The 13,999-nt window shown below is 72.0% G+C and carries 13 protein-coding genes; all 13 read right to left on the bottom strand.

Features of this window, described 5'->3' with window-relative positions; genetic code table 11:
* Positions 1-8: 8 nt before the first annotated feature.
* A complete protein-coding gene (locus PYR72_RS13235) occupies positions 9-1,118 on the bottom strand; it encodes an aliphatic sulfonate ABC transporter substrate-binding protein (protein ID WP_275455535.1) in 1,110 nt (369 codons plus the stop codon).
* Positions 1,119-1,337: 219 nt separating this feature from the next.
* Positions 1,338-2,672 carry a GTP-binding protein gene (locus PYR72_RS13230; RefSeq protein WP_275455534.1) on the bottom strand — a complete coding sequence of 445 codons (1,335 nt, stop codon included), beginning with the start codon at positions 2,670-2,672 and terminating at the stop codon, positions 1,338-1,340.
* 2 nt (positions 2,673-2,674) lie between these two features.
* A complete protein-coding gene (gene cysD, locus PYR72_RS13225) occupies positions 2,675-3,613 on the bottom strand; it encodes a sulfate adenylyltransferase subunit CysD (RefSeq protein WP_059083568.1) in 939 nt (312 codons plus the stop codon).
* Positions 3,610-4,215, bottom strand: a complete 606-nt coding sequence (cysC, locus tag PYR72_RS13220; protein WP_275460400.1) for an adenylyl-sulfate kinase — start codon at positions 4,213-4,215, stop codon at positions 3,610-3,612. Before cysC ends, cysD begins: the two co-directional genes overlap by 4 nt.
* Before the next feature lie 47 nt (positions 4,216-4,262).
* A complete protein-coding gene (locus PYR72_RS13215) occupies positions 4,263-5,018 on the bottom strand; it encodes a phosphoadenylyl-sulfate reductase (protein WP_275455533.1) in 756 nt (251 codons plus the stop codon).
* Entirely contained in the window at positions 5,015-5,194 is a 180-nt protein-coding gene (locus PYR72_RS13210; protein ID WP_012999822.1) for a hypothetical protein, read from the bottom strand. Before PYR72_RS13210 ends, PYR72_RS13215 begins: the two co-directional genes overlap by 4 nt.
* A complete protein-coding gene (locus PYR72_RS13205) occupies positions 5,191-6,882 on the bottom strand; it encodes a nitrite/sulfite reductase (protein WP_275455532.1) in 1,692 nt (563 codons plus the stop codon). The genes PYR72_RS13210 and PYR72_RS13205 overlap by 4 nt, the downstream gene beginning before the upstream one ends.
* A 169-nt stretch (positions 6,883-7,051) precedes the next feature.
* Positions 7,052-7,135 carry a putative leader peptide gene (locus PYR72_RS42950; RefSeq protein ID WP_309474722.1) on the bottom strand — a complete coding sequence of 28 codons (84 nt, stop codon included), beginning with the start codon at positions 7,133-7,135 and terminating at the stop codon, positions 7,052-7,054.
* Between the two features lie 92 nt (positions 7,136-7,227).
* Complete coding sequence (locus PYR72_RS13200) at positions 7,228-7,809, bottom strand: GNAT family N-acetyltransferase (protein WP_275455531.1); 582 nt, start codon at positions 7,807-7,809, stop codon at positions 7,228-7,230.
* Between the two features lie 76 nt (positions 7,810-7,885).
* On the bottom strand, positions 7,886-9,319 hold the full coding sequence (locus PYR72_RS13195; RefSeq protein ID WP_275455530.1) for a hypothetical protein: 1,434 nt from the start codon (positions 9,317-9,319) through the stop codon (positions 7,886-7,888).
* Between the two features lie 191 nt (positions 9,320-9,510).
* Positions 9,511-10,839, bottom strand: coding sequence for a helix-turn-helix domain-containing protein (locus PYR72_RS13190; RefSeq protein ID WP_275460399.1), 1,329 nt, complete (start codon positions 10,837-10,839; stop codon positions 9,511-9,513).
* 360 nt (positions 10,840-11,199) lie between these two features.
* Positions 11,200-12,843, bottom strand: a complete 1,644-nt coding sequence (locus PYR72_RS13185; RefSeq protein WP_275455529.1) for an acyl-CoA dehydrogenase family protein — start codon at positions 12,841-12,843, stop codon at positions 11,200-11,202.
* Between the two features lie 111 nt (positions 12,844-12,954).
* Positions 12,955-13,965: a 2,3-diaminopropionate biosynthesis protein SbnA gene (gene sbnA, locus PYR72_RS13180; RefSeq protein WP_275455528.1), complete on the bottom strand. Its 1,011-nt coding sequence runs from the start codon at positions 13,963-13,965 to the stop codon at positions 12,955-12,957.
* Between the last annotated feature and the right edge of the window lie 34 nt (positions 13,966-13,999).

The raw sequence follows: 13,999 nt of genomic DNA, 5'->3' as shown, positions 1-13,999 counted from the left end.
CTTCGCGGTTACTTGACGCCGAGACCGGCGTCGCTGACCTCGTCGTCGCCCTCGGCCTTGAGGACCTTGTTGAGCAGCGTCAGGTCATAGATCCCGTCGAGCTTCGGGTTCTCCAGCAGACCGGCCTTGACCGCGTGGTCGGCCTCGGTCTGCAGGGTGGACGCCAGCGGGTCGTTGATGAACTGGATGGACTTCCACGCCGGGTCGAGCACATCGGCCGGCAGTTCCTTGCCGGAGTCGGCCTTGAGCTGGGCGTTGGCCGCGGCCTTCGCCTCGTCCGCGTGGGAGTTGATGAAAGCGTTGGAGTTGACCGAGCCGCGCAGCACGGCCTCCACCACGTCCGGGTGCTCCTTCAGGAACTCCTGGCGCACGATGATGTTCGTGATCACGAACTTCTTGTCCGGCCACAGGTCGGCCTCGTCGAGCAGCACCTTCCCGCCCTCGGCGACCAGCTTGGACGCGGTCGGCTCCGGCACCCAGGCACCGTCGATGGCACCGGACTTGTAGGCGTCCGGGGTGACGGAGTTCTCCGTGCGGACCACCGACACATCGCCCTTGCCGGTGTTCGCGTCGACCTTCCAACCCTGCTCCGCGATCCAGTTGAGGAACGCCACGTCCTGGGTGTTGCCGAGCTGCGGGGTGGCGATCTTCTTGCCCTTGACGTCCTTCAGGGACTTGATCTTGTCGGGGTTGACGACGAGCTTCACACCGCCGGACGCCGAACCGCCGATGATGCGCAGGTTGGCGCCGTCGGCCTTGGTGTAGCCGTTGATCGCCGGGGACGGGCCGATCCAGCCGATGTCGATGGAGCCGCCGTTGAGGGCCTCGATCTCCGAGGGGCCGGCGTTGAAGGTCGTGTACTTCGCCTTGGTGCCGCCGAGCTCCTTCTGGAAGAAGCCCTTCTGGATACCGACGAGAGCGGTCGCGTGGGTGAGGTTGCCGAAGTAGCCGATGTTGACGGTGTCGAGGCCGTCGATCTTCTTGGCGCCGGCGGCGACCTTGTCGGTCGTGGACTCCGTGGACTGGGAGCCGTAGCCGCAGGCGGCCAGGGCCAGCAGCGGGAGAGCAGTGAGGGCCGCGAGGGTGCGGCGGAAGGCGGCGGAGCGCGGAGCAGGCACGGGAGGTGTTCCTCTCGGAGGCCCGGCGGTCACGGTCTCTCAGGTCGTGGCCGGGAGGTCGGGTTTTCGTCTGCGGCGGTGGGGGGTGAGGGCGCGCAGGCAGTGCGCGTACGTCAGCGCACACATCGCGCCACTCCACCCTGTCCGCTGCCGAGGGCGCCGCTGCCCACGCGGCCGCCCTCCTTCGCGAACGTCGCGTAGAAGTCCTGGGTACTCATGTCAGAAGTCCCACCCGTCGTCCTCGGCCTCGTCCTTGACGGGCTCCGGGGAGGCGAACGACTCGCCGACCATGCCGGCGGTCAGCGTCGTGCCGTCGTTGGGGTCGATCAGGATGAACGAGCCCGTACGGCGGGAGTCGGCGTACGAGTCGACCGGCAGGGCCTCCGCCGTGCGGATCTTCACCCGGCCGATGTCGTTGGCGACGAGCTGTCCCGGGTGCGGGTGCAGGGACAGGTCGTCGAGCGTCAGCCGGGACGGGATGTCCTTGACGATCGCCTTGACCGTGCGCGTGCCGTGCTTGAGCAGCACCCGGTGGCCCACGGTGAGCGGCTGGTCGGCGACGTGGCAGACGGTCGCCTCGATGTCCTGCGTGGTCGCCGGGGCGTCCTTGCTGGGCACGATGAGGTCGCCGCGCGAGATGTCGATGTCGTCCTCGAGGAGCACGGTCACCGACTGCGTGGTCCAGGCGACGTCGACCGGCTCGCCGAGCAGGTCGATGCCGGAGATCTTCGAGGCACGGCCCGAGGGCAGCACCGTCACCGACTCGCCGACACGGAACGAACCCGCGGCGATCTGACCGGCGTACCCCCGGTAGTCGGGGTGCTCGGAGGTCTGCGGACGGATCACGTACTGCACGGGCAGCCGGGCGTGGCAGTGGCTCAGGTCGTGGGTGACCGGGACCGTCTCCAGGTGCTCCAGGACGGTCGGGCCGCCGTACCAGTCCATGTTCGAGGACGGCTCCACCACGTTGTCACCGGCGAGCGCCGAGATCGGGATCGCGGTGACCTCCGGGACGCCCAGCTCGGTCGCGTACGCCGTGAACTCCTCGGCGATCGCGGCGAACACGGGCTCCTCGTAGTCGACCAGGTCCATCTTGTTCACGGCGAGCACCACGTGCGGCACGCGCAGCAGCGCCGCGAGGGCCGCGTGCCGGCGGGTCTGCTCGACGACCCCGTTGCGGGCGTCGATCAGGATCACCGTCAGCTCGGCGGTGGAGGCGCCCGTCACCATGTTGCGGGTGTACTGCACGTGCCCCGGCGTGTCCGCGAGGATGAACCGGCGCTTGGCGGTGGCGAAGTAGCGGTAGGCCACGTCGATGGTGATGCCCTGCTCCCGCTCGGCCCGCAGGCCGTCGGTGAGCAGCGCGAGGTCCGGGGCGTCCTGGCCGCGGCTGGCCGAGACCCGCTCCACGGCCTCCAACTGGTCGGTGAGGACCGACTTGGAGTCGTGCAGCAGGCGGCCCACGAGGGTGGACTTGCCGTCGTCGACGGAACCGGCGGTCGCGAACCGCAGCAGCGTGGTGGCCGAGAGCTCCTCGGCGGTGATCGTGCTCATGCTTAGAAGTACCCCTCGCGCTTGCGGTCTTCCATCGCGGCCTCGGACATCTTGTCGTCGGCGCGGGTCGCGCCCCGCTCGGTCAGCCGGGAGGCGGCGATCTCGGTGATGACCTGCTCCAGCGTCGCCGCGTCGGAGTCGACGGCGCCCGTGCAGGACATGTCACCGACGGTCCGGTAGCGCACGAGGCGCTTCTCGACGGTCTCCCCGTCCTTGGGGCCGCCCCACTCACCGGCCGTCAGCCACATGCCGGCCCGCTGGAACACCTCGCGCTCGTGGGCGAAGTAGATCTCCGGAAGCTCGATGCCCTCGCGGGCGATGTACTGCCAGACGTCCAGCTCGGTCCAGTTGGAGAGCGGGAAGACGCGGACGTGCTCGCCGGGCGCGTGGCGTCCGTTGTAGAGGTTCCACAGTTCGGGGCGCTGGCGGCGCGGGTCCCACTGCGAGAACTCGTCCCGCAGCGAGAACACCCGCTCCTTGGCGCGTGCCTTCTCCTCGTCCCGGCGGCCCCCGCCGAAGACGGCGTCGAACTTCTCCGCCTGGATCTTCTCGGTCAGCGGCACGGTCTGCAGCGGGTTGCGGGTGCCGTCGGGCCGCTCGCGCAGGACGCCACGGTCGATGTAGTCCTGGACGGAGGCCACGTGCAGCCGCAGTCCGTGGCGGGCCACCGTGCGGTCGCGGTACTCCAGCACCTCCGGGAAGTTGTGCCCGGTGTCGACGTGCAGGAGGGAGAAGGGGACCGCCGCGGGGGCGAACGCCTTCAGCGCCAGGTGCAGCATGACGATGGAGTCCTTGCCGCCGGAGAAGAGGATCACCGGCCGCTCGAACTCGCCCGCGACCTCGCGGAAGATGTGGACGGCCTCGGACTCCAGCGCGTCCAGGTGGGACAGGGTGTACGGGGTGCCGGTCTCTCCCGGGACGGCGGCGACGGTGGTCGTCATGCCAGACCCCTCTCGGTGAGCAGCTTGTGGACGAGCGCCGCGGACTCCTGGACCGTCTGGTCCTGCGACTCGATGCGCAGGTCCGGGGTCTCGGGAGCCTCGTACGGGTCGTCGACCCCGGTCAGACCGGAGATCTCCCCGGCCGCCTGCTTGGCGTACAGACCCTTCACGTCGCGCTCCGAGCACACCTCGACCGGCGTGGCCACGTGCACCTCGACGTACGCGGCACCGCTCGCCGCGTGGTGCTTGCGGACCGCCTCGCGGCTGTCGGCGTACGGTGCGATGACCGGTACGAGCACCTTGACGCCGTTACGGGCGAGCAGGTCGGCGACGAAGCCGATGCGCTGCACGTTGGTGTGGCGGTCGGCGCGGCTGAAGCCGAGGCCCGCGGTGAGGAACTCGCGGATCTCGTCGCCGTCGAGGACCTCCACGAGGTGGCCGTCCTCGCGCAGGCGGCCCGCCAGCTCATGGGCGATGGTGGTCTTGCCGGCGCTCGGCAGACCCGTGAGCCAGACGGTGGCTCCGGTGGCTCCGGTCGTCACGTGGTTCTCCTGGTTCGTCGCGGGGGCACGGCCCGTCCCGGGGCCGGTGCTCCCGACAATGTCGGCTGTCTCTGCGGTGTCTGCGGTGTCTGCGGGCTCTGCGACGCTCACAGGTGCAGCCCGCACTCGGTCTTGTTGTTGCCCGCCCAGCGGCCGGCCCGCGCGTCCTCGCCCGGGGCGATGCGGCGGGTGCAGGGGGCGCAGCCGACGGAGGCGTAGCCGTCCATGAGCAGCGGGTTGGTGAGCACGCCGTGCTCGGTGACGTAGGCGTCCACGTCGTCCTGCGTCCAGCGCGCTATCGGGGAGACCTTGACCTTGCCGCGCTTGTCGTCCCAGCCGACGACCGGGGTGTTCGCCCGGCTCTCGGACTCGTCGCGGCGCAGCCCCGTCGCCCATGCGTCGAACCGGGTCAGACCCTCTTCGAGCGGCTTCACCTTGCGCAGGAAGCAGCACAGGTCGGGGTCGCGGTCGTGCAGCTTCGGCCCGTACTCGGCGTCCTGCTCGGCGACGGTCTGCCGCGGGGTGATCGTGATGAGGTTGACGTCCATCACGGCCTCGACGGCGTCCCGGGTGCCGATGGTCTCCGGGAAGTGGTAGCCGGTGTCCAGGAACACGACGTCCACGCCGGGCCTGGCCCGGGAGGCGAGGTGCGCGACCACCGCGTCCTCCATGGAGGACGTCACGCAGAAACGCTCGCCGAAGGTGTCCGCGGCCCACTGGAGGATCTCCAGTGCCGAGGCGTCCTCCAGGTCGCGGCCGGCCTGCTCGGCGAGGGCCTTGAGCTCGGCGCGCCTCGCCTCGTCCTGGCCGGCCGTGTCCGGCGAGGAGGCCGAAGTGCCGGAATCCGCCTGGACGGCAGTCATATGTGATCCCCTCCGCTGTCGGCTCGCTGGAGTCCCCGGGACAGCAGCCCGAGGAACTTCAACTGGAAGGCTCGATTGCAGGCTCCGCATTCCCACGCGCCGTGTCCGGTCTCGTTGGGGCGCAGATCCTCGTCACCGCAGTAGGGGCAGTAGAAGGGTGCGGCTCGCTCACTCACGACAGCGCCTCCTCGGAAGCACGCGTGACCCACGCGGCGAACCGCTCGCCGTCCTCGCGCTCGTCCTGGAAGCGCTTGAGGACGCGCTCGACGTAGTCCGGCAGTTCGTCGGCCGTGACCTTCAGACCGCGCACCTTGCGGCCGAAACCGGCCTCCAGGCCGAGCGCGCCGCCCAGGTGCACCTGGTAGCCCTCGACCTGCTCGCCCGCGTCGTTCAGGACGAGCTGGCCCTTGAGACCGATGTCCGCCACCTGGATACGCGCGCAGGCGTTCGGGCAGCCGTTGATGTTGATGGTGATCGGCTCGTCGAACTCCGGGATGCGGCGCTCCAGTTCGTCGATCAGCAGCGAGCCGCGCGCCTTGGTCTCGACGATGGCGAGCTTGCAGTACTCGATACCGGTGCAGGCCATGGTGCCGCGCCGGAACGGCGAGGGGTTCACCGTGAGGTCCAGCGCCTCCAGGCCGGCGACGAGCGAGTCGACCTGCTCCTCGGTGACGTCGAGCACGATCATCTTCTGCTCGACGGTGGTCGCGACCCGGCCGGAACCGTGCGCCTCGGCGAGGTCGGCGATCTTCGTCAGGGTGGTGCCGTCCACGCGGCCGACGCGCGGGGCGAACCCGACGTAGAAGCGGCCGTCCTTCTGCGGGTGGACGCCCACGTGGTCGCGCCAGCGGGCCACCGGCTGGTCGGGCGCCGGGCCGTCGACGAGCTTCCGCTTCAGGTACTCGTCCTCCAGCACCTGGCGGAACTTCTCCGTGCCCCAGTCGGCGAGCAGGAACTTCAGGCGGGCGCGGGTGCGCAGCCGCCGGTAGCCGTAGTCACGGAAGATCGAGATGACGCCCTCGTACACGTCCGCGACCTCGTCCAGCGGCACCCACGCGCCGAGCCGCTGTCCGATCTTGGGGTTGGTGGAGAGGCCGCCGCCGACCCACAGGTCGAAGCCGGGGCCGTGCTCGGGGTGGCGGACGCCGACGAACGCGATGTCGTTGATCTCGTGCGCCACGTCGAGCAGCGGCGAACCGGAGATCGCGGACTTGAACTTGCGGGGCAGGTTGGAGAAGTCCGGGTTGCCGATGATCCGCCGCTGGATCTCCGCCATCGCGGGCGTGCCGTCGATGATCTCGTCCGCGGCGATGCCCGCGACGGGTGAGCCGATGATCACACGCGGGGTGTCACCGCAGGCCTCGGTGGTGGACAGGCCCACGGCCTCCAGCCGCTCCCAGATCTCCGGCACGTCCTCGACGCGGATCCAGTGGTACTGGACGTTCTGCCGGTCGGTGATGTCGGCCGTGCCCCGCGCGAACTCCTGCGAGATCTCGCCGATCACCCTCAGCTGGCGGGTGGTGAGGCGGCCGCCGTCGATCCGCACCCGCAGCATGAAGTACTTGTCGTCCAGCTCCTCCGGCTCCAGGATCGCGGTCTTGCCGCCGTCGATCCCGGGCTTGCGCTGGGTGTAGAGCCCCCACCAGCGCATCCGTCCGCGCAGGTCGTTGGGGTCGATCGAGTCGAAGCCACGCTTGGAGTAGATCGTCTCAATGCGCGTCCGCACATTGAGACCGTCGTCGTCCTTCTTGAACTGCTCGTTGCCGTTCAGCGGGGTGAAGTGTCCCGCGGCCCACTGGCCCTCACCACGGTGACGGCTCACCTTGCGGCGGGGCGTGGCGGGGTTCTGCGGGGTGGCGGCCATGGGTGTATGTCCTTCGGGAAAGGCGGGGAGGCGGCTCTGACCTGCGCTTGCGCGCGCATGCGAGCACACGCGGGCAGCGTGTGCGGCGCCTGCGCGTCCTTGCGCCGGCTGAAACAGAGGTGGGTGCGGCGGTGTGGCCCGGGGTCGTCCAACCCCTCGCGGTCGGGCGTCAGCTCACCGGACAGATGGCGCTGGACATGCGGCCGAGGTCGACGTGCCGCCGACTCACCAAGGCAATTCCAGTTCCAGACATGACGGAAGCGTGGCACGGCTCTTTAGACCGAGTCCACCGTCATCCACATGTCGGACAAGGATGTCTCGCATCGCGAGACGGTGTGATGTGGGTCATGGTGTGGGAACGGCCGCTCCGGGCCAGGGGCCCGGTGCCGGGACGTCCGGCTCCTCCGTCACCTTCGTGTCGAACAGCCGGAAACCCCGCCGCCGGTAGTTCCCCATGGCGTGCTCCCCGTCCAGGGAGCAGGTGTGCAGCCAGACCCGCTTGGTCGGCGGCAGCTGGGGCCAGCGCTCGGCGAGGTCCCAGGCGCGGGCCGTCCCGTACGACAGCAGATGTCCGCCGATGCGCCGGCCCCGGAACGCCGGGATCAGCCCGAAGTACGCGATCTCCACGACCCCGTCGTCCTGCGGGTCCAGCTCCACGTACCCGGCGGGCGTGCCCCGGTCGTGGGCGACCCAGGTCTCCACACCCGGGCGGCCCAGGTGCCCCAGCCACCGCTCGTACGGCCACGACAGCCGGTCGATCCAGCGGATGTCGCCGCCCACGGAGGCGTACAGGAACCGGCTGAACTCGGGGGAGGGGACCTCGGCCCGCACGATGCGGACGTCGTCGCCCTCGGGTGCCGCGGCGGGAAGCAGATCGCTGGGCGAGGTCTGCTCCAGGGACCAGGTGGTGATGGGGCTGCTGCTCATGGGCCCAGACAACCACGGGGCCCGGCCCGCCTCCAAAGGCGGGCCGGGCCGCCGGGGTGCGGACCGGGCGGGCGGCCTACTCCAGGGCGCCGTCGACGTCCCGCAGCCGCACCGCGTAGAGCAGGCGCTCCGGGATCGGGTCGGTGAGCGTCCACAGCTGGCCCGTCTCCGGCGAGTAGGAGAGGGAGGAGGTGTGCCGCCCCCAGCAGGCGTACGACTCCAGGTCCGCGCCCGAGGCGCCGCTCGACCCGCCCGCCGGGCACTTGGCGGCGTCGGCCCCGCCCTCGTCCTGCCGCCAGAGCGTGCCGTGCGTGCCGCGCTCCTCGGCGGCCTGGTCGACGTACCAGCCCCCGTGGCGGGCGAGGACGCCCCGGACACCGGTGGCCTCGGTCTCGTACGCCTCGGTGGCGACGGCGTCGCTCCGGTGTCCGCCGGTGGTGAGCAGGCCGGTGCGGTCGCCGGTGATGTCGAGGGCGTAGCGCCAGACGCGGGCGGGCTCCTCACGGCCGGGCCGGAACCGCTCGGTCGCCACGACCGTGGGCGGGGTCGACGTCCGGTCCAGGGAGAGCGAGCCGAGGCAGGGCACCCCGTCGTTGTCGCGGGCGTCGCAGCCGTCGCCCGCCGGGGGGCTGTAGGCGGCGACCGCCGGCAGCGCGTACCGGTAGTGGTGCGCCGACCAGCCCTTGGCCGTCCTGCCGATCGCGTCGCTGTCGGTGACGTCGGCGCGGAGGAAACGGGCCAGGTCGAACACGTACAGGGAGTCGTCCTGCCCGCCGCGGCCGTGCGGGCCCCGCGCGGTGACGATCAGTTTGTCGTCGTACCAGGCCATGCCGCCGAGCCGGGAGCGCAGGCCCTCGAAGCCCTGTCCGCCGGAGGTCGGCACGACCAGCAGGACCCATCGGTAGACCAGGTTCGCCGGGTCGCTCGCGTCGACGAAGGCGACCCGGGCGAGTCCCTTCTCGTCGACGGTGACGGCCGCGCCGCCCCCGCGGCCCGTGCCCGGGCGGTCCGCGTTCGCCGAGCCGCCGCCGGGCGGGACGCTCCGCAGCCCGGTGTGCGACCAGCCGGCCGCGATCACCCGGTTGTCCCGGGACGTGGTCACCGAGCGGGGGACCCACTTGGCGTCGACCGCGTCGCCCGCCTCCCAGCAGTACGCCCGCACGGCCGCCGGCTCGACGGGCAGGTTGCCCTTCTCGCTGTCGAAACAGTCGCCCCGGCCGCGCATCGCGTGGTTCGCGCTGCGCAGCACCTCGTCGACACCGACCGTGCCGCCCGTCCGGCCGGCCAGGGTGCGCAGCGCGGAGGGGTCGGTCAGGGTCTCGCGCAGCTGGAGCCTGCTCAGCTCACCGGCCGAGGTGATCGAGGAGAGCGCGCCCGGCGTGCTGCCGCCCGCGGCCTGTGACGTGCTGATCAGGGTGGCCGCCGCCGTGAGCGCCAGCGCGGTGCCCGCCAGGGACGCGCGCAGCGCACGTCCCCGTCTGCGTCGTCGGTGCCTGCCACGGTGCTGCATAAAACCTCCCGGGGACGGCCAACTGCCGCCCGTGAAGAAGATCTTGACGGGGAGGCAGGTGGGGCGGCCTGGCAGCGATGCTACGGCAGTGGGACACGTGTCACGCCGAGGTCCCCGGAAATACAGGGAGATCCCTCACTCCGAGGCCATGATCCGTTCACCGGGAGCTGCTGCGGATGTTCGAGCGGGGCTCATGGGACCGGCCCGGCGCGCTCGTGTCCCGGTGGCTCCTCGTGCTGCGGGACGCCGAGCGGAACGGCCCCCCGCGCCCGCACCACCCCGGGTGCCACCGAATGCGGCAGCAGGTCCAACGGGACCTCGGGCAGCCGCACTTCGACGTCGGCCCGCTCGGTGAAGCGGTACGGGCGGTGGTCGAGGAAGGCGCCGAGGTAGCGGCGCACCCGGGACATCTCCGCGCGGACGGTGACCGTGCGCGCGGGGTCGCCGAACATGTCGGCGGCGAGGGCGGAGGCGCTGCGGCCGCCGCGGTGCAGGGCGAGCAGGTACAGCAGTTCGGCGTGGCGGGGGGTGAGTTCGTGCGTCCAGGAGCCCGCGCAGCCGGCCACCGTGACGCTCCAGTGGCGCGGACGGGAGACGTCGAGGGTGATGTGCGTGGCGGCCGGGGTGAGCGCCGGATCGGCCGTGGGGCGTATCAACCAGCCGCCGGGCAGCGGCTCGACGGTGCACGGCCCGAGCGCCGGGAGCCGGCAGCGGCCGGGGGAGAGCGACGTGGGCAGGGCCAGGCGGCTGGTGTACGGCATGCCGGTCACCGCCGCCGTCCAGCCGTCCCGGTCGACGGCGACCGCGCGGCCGCCGATGCGGGCGAGGACCGGCGCCGCCACCGCCCGCAGCTGTTCGAGCGAGGTCAGATGCAGGTCCCGCAGCCGGGCCTGGGCGAGTCGGGCGACCGCGTCGACCAGGGCGAGGGTGGAGGGGTGCAGCGTCTCCAGGGGGCCGCTGATGTCCACCACACCGAGCAGCCTGCCGTCCCGCGGGTCCGTGACCGGGGCTCCGGTGCAGGTCCAGGGGTGCAGCGCGCGCACGAAGTGCTCGGCGGAGAAGACCTGTACGGCCCGGCGCGAGACGAGGGGCGTGCCGATGCCGTTCGTGCCGACGGTCTCCTCGCGCAGGTCCGCGCCGATCCCGAGCCCCTGTCCGTCGGCCTTGCGGAGCACGGCCGGACTGCCCTCCCGCCACAGCACCCGGGCGTCGGCGTCCGCCACCATCATGATGTGCTGCGTGGTGTCCGCGAGGGAGAGCAGCCCTTCCCGCAGGACCGGCAGGACGTGACGCAGCCGTGTGGTCCGGCGGCGGCGCTCGATCTCGTCGCGGCCGAGGAGATCGGACCGGAAGTCGTGATCGGGATCGACACCGCTGCGCACCGTACGCCCCCAGGACTCGCGGATCGCGGGGCGCGGGGCGGGTTTCGAGGGCCGTCCGTCGAGGGTGTGGGCGTGTACCTCGCCGAGGACGCGGGCCGCCCGGGCGGCGTCCGTGGCGGTGAGCCGCGCGACTTCCATCGGCGAGTGCGGCACTCGTTCCTCCCCGGCAGGCCGGTGACTCCTCGGCCCCGGTGGCCGCGGAAGCCCGGATCTGCGCGACGGCGTTGACTGCGGGCTTCATAGTCTGCCGCTTCTCGGCCACGGAGGGGCGCACTCCGGCCACAGAGCGCGGACGAGTTGCAACCCCCTGCAACCCTGGCGGACGACCGGGGCCCTCCTCGAAACTTGTGCCACGTCGCCCGGTGCGGCGTACGTGCTCCGCTCGTGGGGGCTCTGGTGGCGGGGGTGGTGCCGTGTCGGCGCAGCACCACCCCCGCGCCGGACCACCCGGAAGAGGGGCGCCCGCCCCCGGCGCGGCGTCCCTCCCGGGGCGGAGCCTCAGCCGACCGGGCGCGCCCGCTCCACGATCGACGCCAGATCCAGGGTGTGCGGCAGGGTGCCGAACGCCGAGCCCCGGTCGCCGCCCAGCCGGGAGGCGCAGAACGCGTCGGCGACCGCCGGCGGCGCGTACCGCACGAGGAGCGCGCCCTGGAGGACGAGGGCGAGCCGCTCCACGAGCCGCCGCGCACGGGCCTCGACGCCCTCCAGGTCGGCGAGTTCGGTGAGCAGGTCCTTGATCGCTCCGTCGAGCCGGTGGTCGGCGCCCCGGGCCGTGCCCACCTCCCGCAGATAGGCGTCCAGGGCTCCCGGCTCGCGCTGGAGCGCGCGCAGCACATCGAGGGCCTGCACGTTCCCGGCGCCCTCCCAGACCGAGTTGAGCGGGGACTCGCGCAGCAGCCGGGGCATGCCGGACTCCTCGACGTAGCCGTTGCCGCCCAGGCACTCCGCCGCCTCGGCCACCAGCGGGGTGCAGCGCTTGGTCACCCAGTACTTGGCCACCGGCACCGCCAGCCGCAGGAACGCACGTTCGTTCTCGGCGCCCGCCTCCGCCGCGTCGTAGGCCGCGGCCACCCGCATCGCCAGCACCGTCGCCGCCTCCGACTCCAGCGCCAGGTCCGCGAGCACGTTGCGCATCAGCGGCTTGTCGATCAGCGGCCCGCCGAACGCCTCCCGGTAAGCGCAGTGGTGCACCGCCTGCGCCACCGCCTGCCGCATCAGCGAGGCCGCGCCCAGCGCGCAGTCCAGCCGGGTGGCCGCCACCATCCCGATGATCGTCCGCACCCCGCGGCCCTCGTCCCCGACCCGGCGCGCCCACGTCCCGTCGAACTCGACCTCGGCGGAGGCGTTCGACCGGTTGCCCAGCTTCTCCTTCAGCCGCTGGATACGGAACACGTTCCGCGACCCGTCGGCCAGCACCCGGGGCACCAGGAAACACGTCAGCCCTCCCGGAGCCTGCGCCAGCACCAGGAACCCGTCCGACATCGGCGCCGAGCAGAACCACTTGTGGCCGGTCAGCTCGTACGTCCCGTCCTCGGCCAGCGGCCGCGCCGCGGTGGCGTTGGCGCGCACGTCGCTGCCGCCCTGCTTCTCGGTCATGCCCATCCCGAAGAGGGCACCCGCCTTCCGGGCGGCGGGCCGCATGTCCCAGTCGTAGAGCCGGGACGTCAGCCGCGGCTCCCACTCCGCGGCGAGCGCCGGGTCCGTGCGCAGGGCGGGCACCGCCGCGTGCGTCATCGACAGCGGGCAGCCGTTGCCCGCCTCGACCTGCGTCCAGACGACGAACGCCGCCGCCCGCCGCACATGCCCGCCGGGCCGCGTCCAGGCCGCCGTCAGCCCCGCCGAGACGCCCTTGCCGAGCAGCCGGTGCCAGGACGGATGGAACTCCACCTCGTCCACCCGGTTCCCGTACCGGTCGTACGCCCGCAGCTTCGGCGGGTTCTCGTTCGCCAGCCGCCCCCACTCCTGCACCTGGGCGGAGCCCGACGTCCGGCCGAACCCCGACAGCTCCTCGCGGGCCTCGTCCACCAGCTCCGGCGCCAGATGCCGTGCGACCGCCTCGTCGAGCACCTTGTCGGCGGCGAAGACGTCGTAGTCCACCAGGGGCGGAGCCTGATTGGTCACTTCGTGGGTGCTGGATGCCATGTCCGGAACCTACCCGGCGGCGGGACGTCGTCACGGAGATGCCACCGGTGTCCGGCTGACGGGTGTCCGGCGCGGACCAGGACGGTCCGGCGCCGGATCACGGCGGCCGCCTCAGACGGGCGCCGCCAGTTCGCCCGTCCCCACATCCCCCGTCCCGAACTCCGCCTCGGGCGCCGCCACCGCCTCCCCGTACTGCTCCTGCGGCCAGCCCGGCCGGTAGATCGTGTCGAGATAGCGCTCCCCGAGGTCCGGGGAGATCGCCACCGCCGTCATGTCGGGCGAGCCGTTGCGGGCCAGCCAGGCGCCCGCGCCGCTGACGACCGTGCCGGTGGACCCCCCGAACAGGAACCCGCGCCGGGCCATGCCGTGACAGGCCCGTACGGTGTCGATCTCCTCCACCCGGACGACGTCGTCCACGCACGACGCGTCCAGCAGCGCCGGGGCCACGCTCGTGCCGAGCCCCGGGATCATCCGGCGGCCCGGCGCCCCGCCGAACGCCACCGAGCCGACGCTGTCCACGGCCACGATCCGCACCCGGCGCCGCCGTTCCCAGAACCACTGGGCGCACCCCATCAGCGTCCCGGAGGTGCCGACCCCGACGAACAGCACGTCCAGGCTCGGGAACTGCCGGGCGACGGCGGGCGCGGTGGTGCGGTAGTGCGCCTGCCGGTTCGCCTCGTTGGTGTACTGGTCCAGCCACACGTACCCCGGGTCGGTGGCGCACAGCGCGCGGACGTACGAGATCCGCGCCCCCAGGAAACCGCCGTGCGGGTCCGGTTCGGAGATGACGTGGACCCGGCTGCCCAGCGCCTCGATCATGCGCCGGGTCTGCGGATTGCACCGGGAATCGGTCACACACAGGAACCGGTAGCCCCGGCTCGCCGCGATCATGGCCAGCGCCACGCCCAGATTGCCGGACGACGACTCCACGAGCGTCGCCCCCGGCCCGAGACGCCCCTCCCGTTCGGCCGCCCGCACCATCTCGGACGCGGCCTTGAGTTTGATCGAGCCGGCGAAGTTGAACCCCTCGCACTTCAGGAAGAGCCGATGTCCGACGACCTGGCGCAGATCGACGTACAGCTCCTCCTCGTTGAAGTCCGTGGGAACGGATATGACTGGCACCGCTGCCCCCCTGGTCGTGCACTGTCGTACGCGC

It is taken from the genome of Streptomyces sp. VNUA24 (assembly GCF_029167005.1).
GTDB classification, from domain to species: Bacteria; Actinomycetota; Actinomycetes; order Streptomycetales; family Streptomycetaceae; genus Streptomyces; species Streptomyces scabiei.
The sequence above is the reverse complement of the archived record's forward strand: the minus strand, read 5'-3'. Positions and strand labels throughout refer to the sequence as shown.

What these genes read in the sequence shown, in the direction of transcription:
- PYR72_RS13185 (WP_275455529.1), bottom strand. Translation starts at nt 12,843, where the DNA reads ATGGCATCCAGCACCCACGAAGTGACCAATCAGGCTCCGCCCCTGGTG.
- PYR72_RS13195 (WP_275455530.1), bottom strand. Translation starts at nt 9,319, where the DNA reads ATGCAGCACCGTGGCAGGCACCGACGACGCAGACGGGGACGTGCGCTG.
- PYR72_RS42950 (WP_309474722.1), bottom strand. Translation starts at nt 7,135, where the DNA reads ATGTCTGGAACTGGAATTGCCTTGGTGAGTCGGCGGCACGTCGACCTC.
- PYR72_RS13190 (WP_275460399.1), bottom strand. Translation starts at nt 10,839, where the DNA reads ATGGAAGTCGCGCGGCTCACCGCCACGGACGCCGCCCGGGCGGCCCGC.
- PYR72_RS13200 (WP_275455531.1), bottom strand. Translation starts at nt 7,809, where the DNA reads ATGAGCAGCAGCCCCATCACCACCTGGTCCCTGGAGCAGACCTCGCCC.
- PYR72_RS13215 (WP_275455533.1), bottom strand. Translation starts at nt 5,018, where the DNA reads ATGACTGCCGTCCAGGCGGATTCCGGCACTTCGGCCTCCTCGCCGGAC.
- cysD (WP_059083568.1), bottom strand. Translation starts at nt 3,613, where the DNA reads ATGACGACCACCGTCGCCGCCGTCCCGGGAGAGACCGGCACCCCGTAC.
- PYR72_RS13205 (WP_275455532.1), bottom strand. Translation starts at nt 6,882, where the DNA reads ATGGCCGCCACCCCGCAGAACCCCGCCACGCCCCGCCGCAAGGTGAGC.
- PYR72_RS13230 (WP_275455534.1), bottom strand. Translation starts at nt 2,672, where the DNA reads ATGAGCACGATCACCGCCGAGGAGCTCTCGGCCACCACGCTGCTGCGG.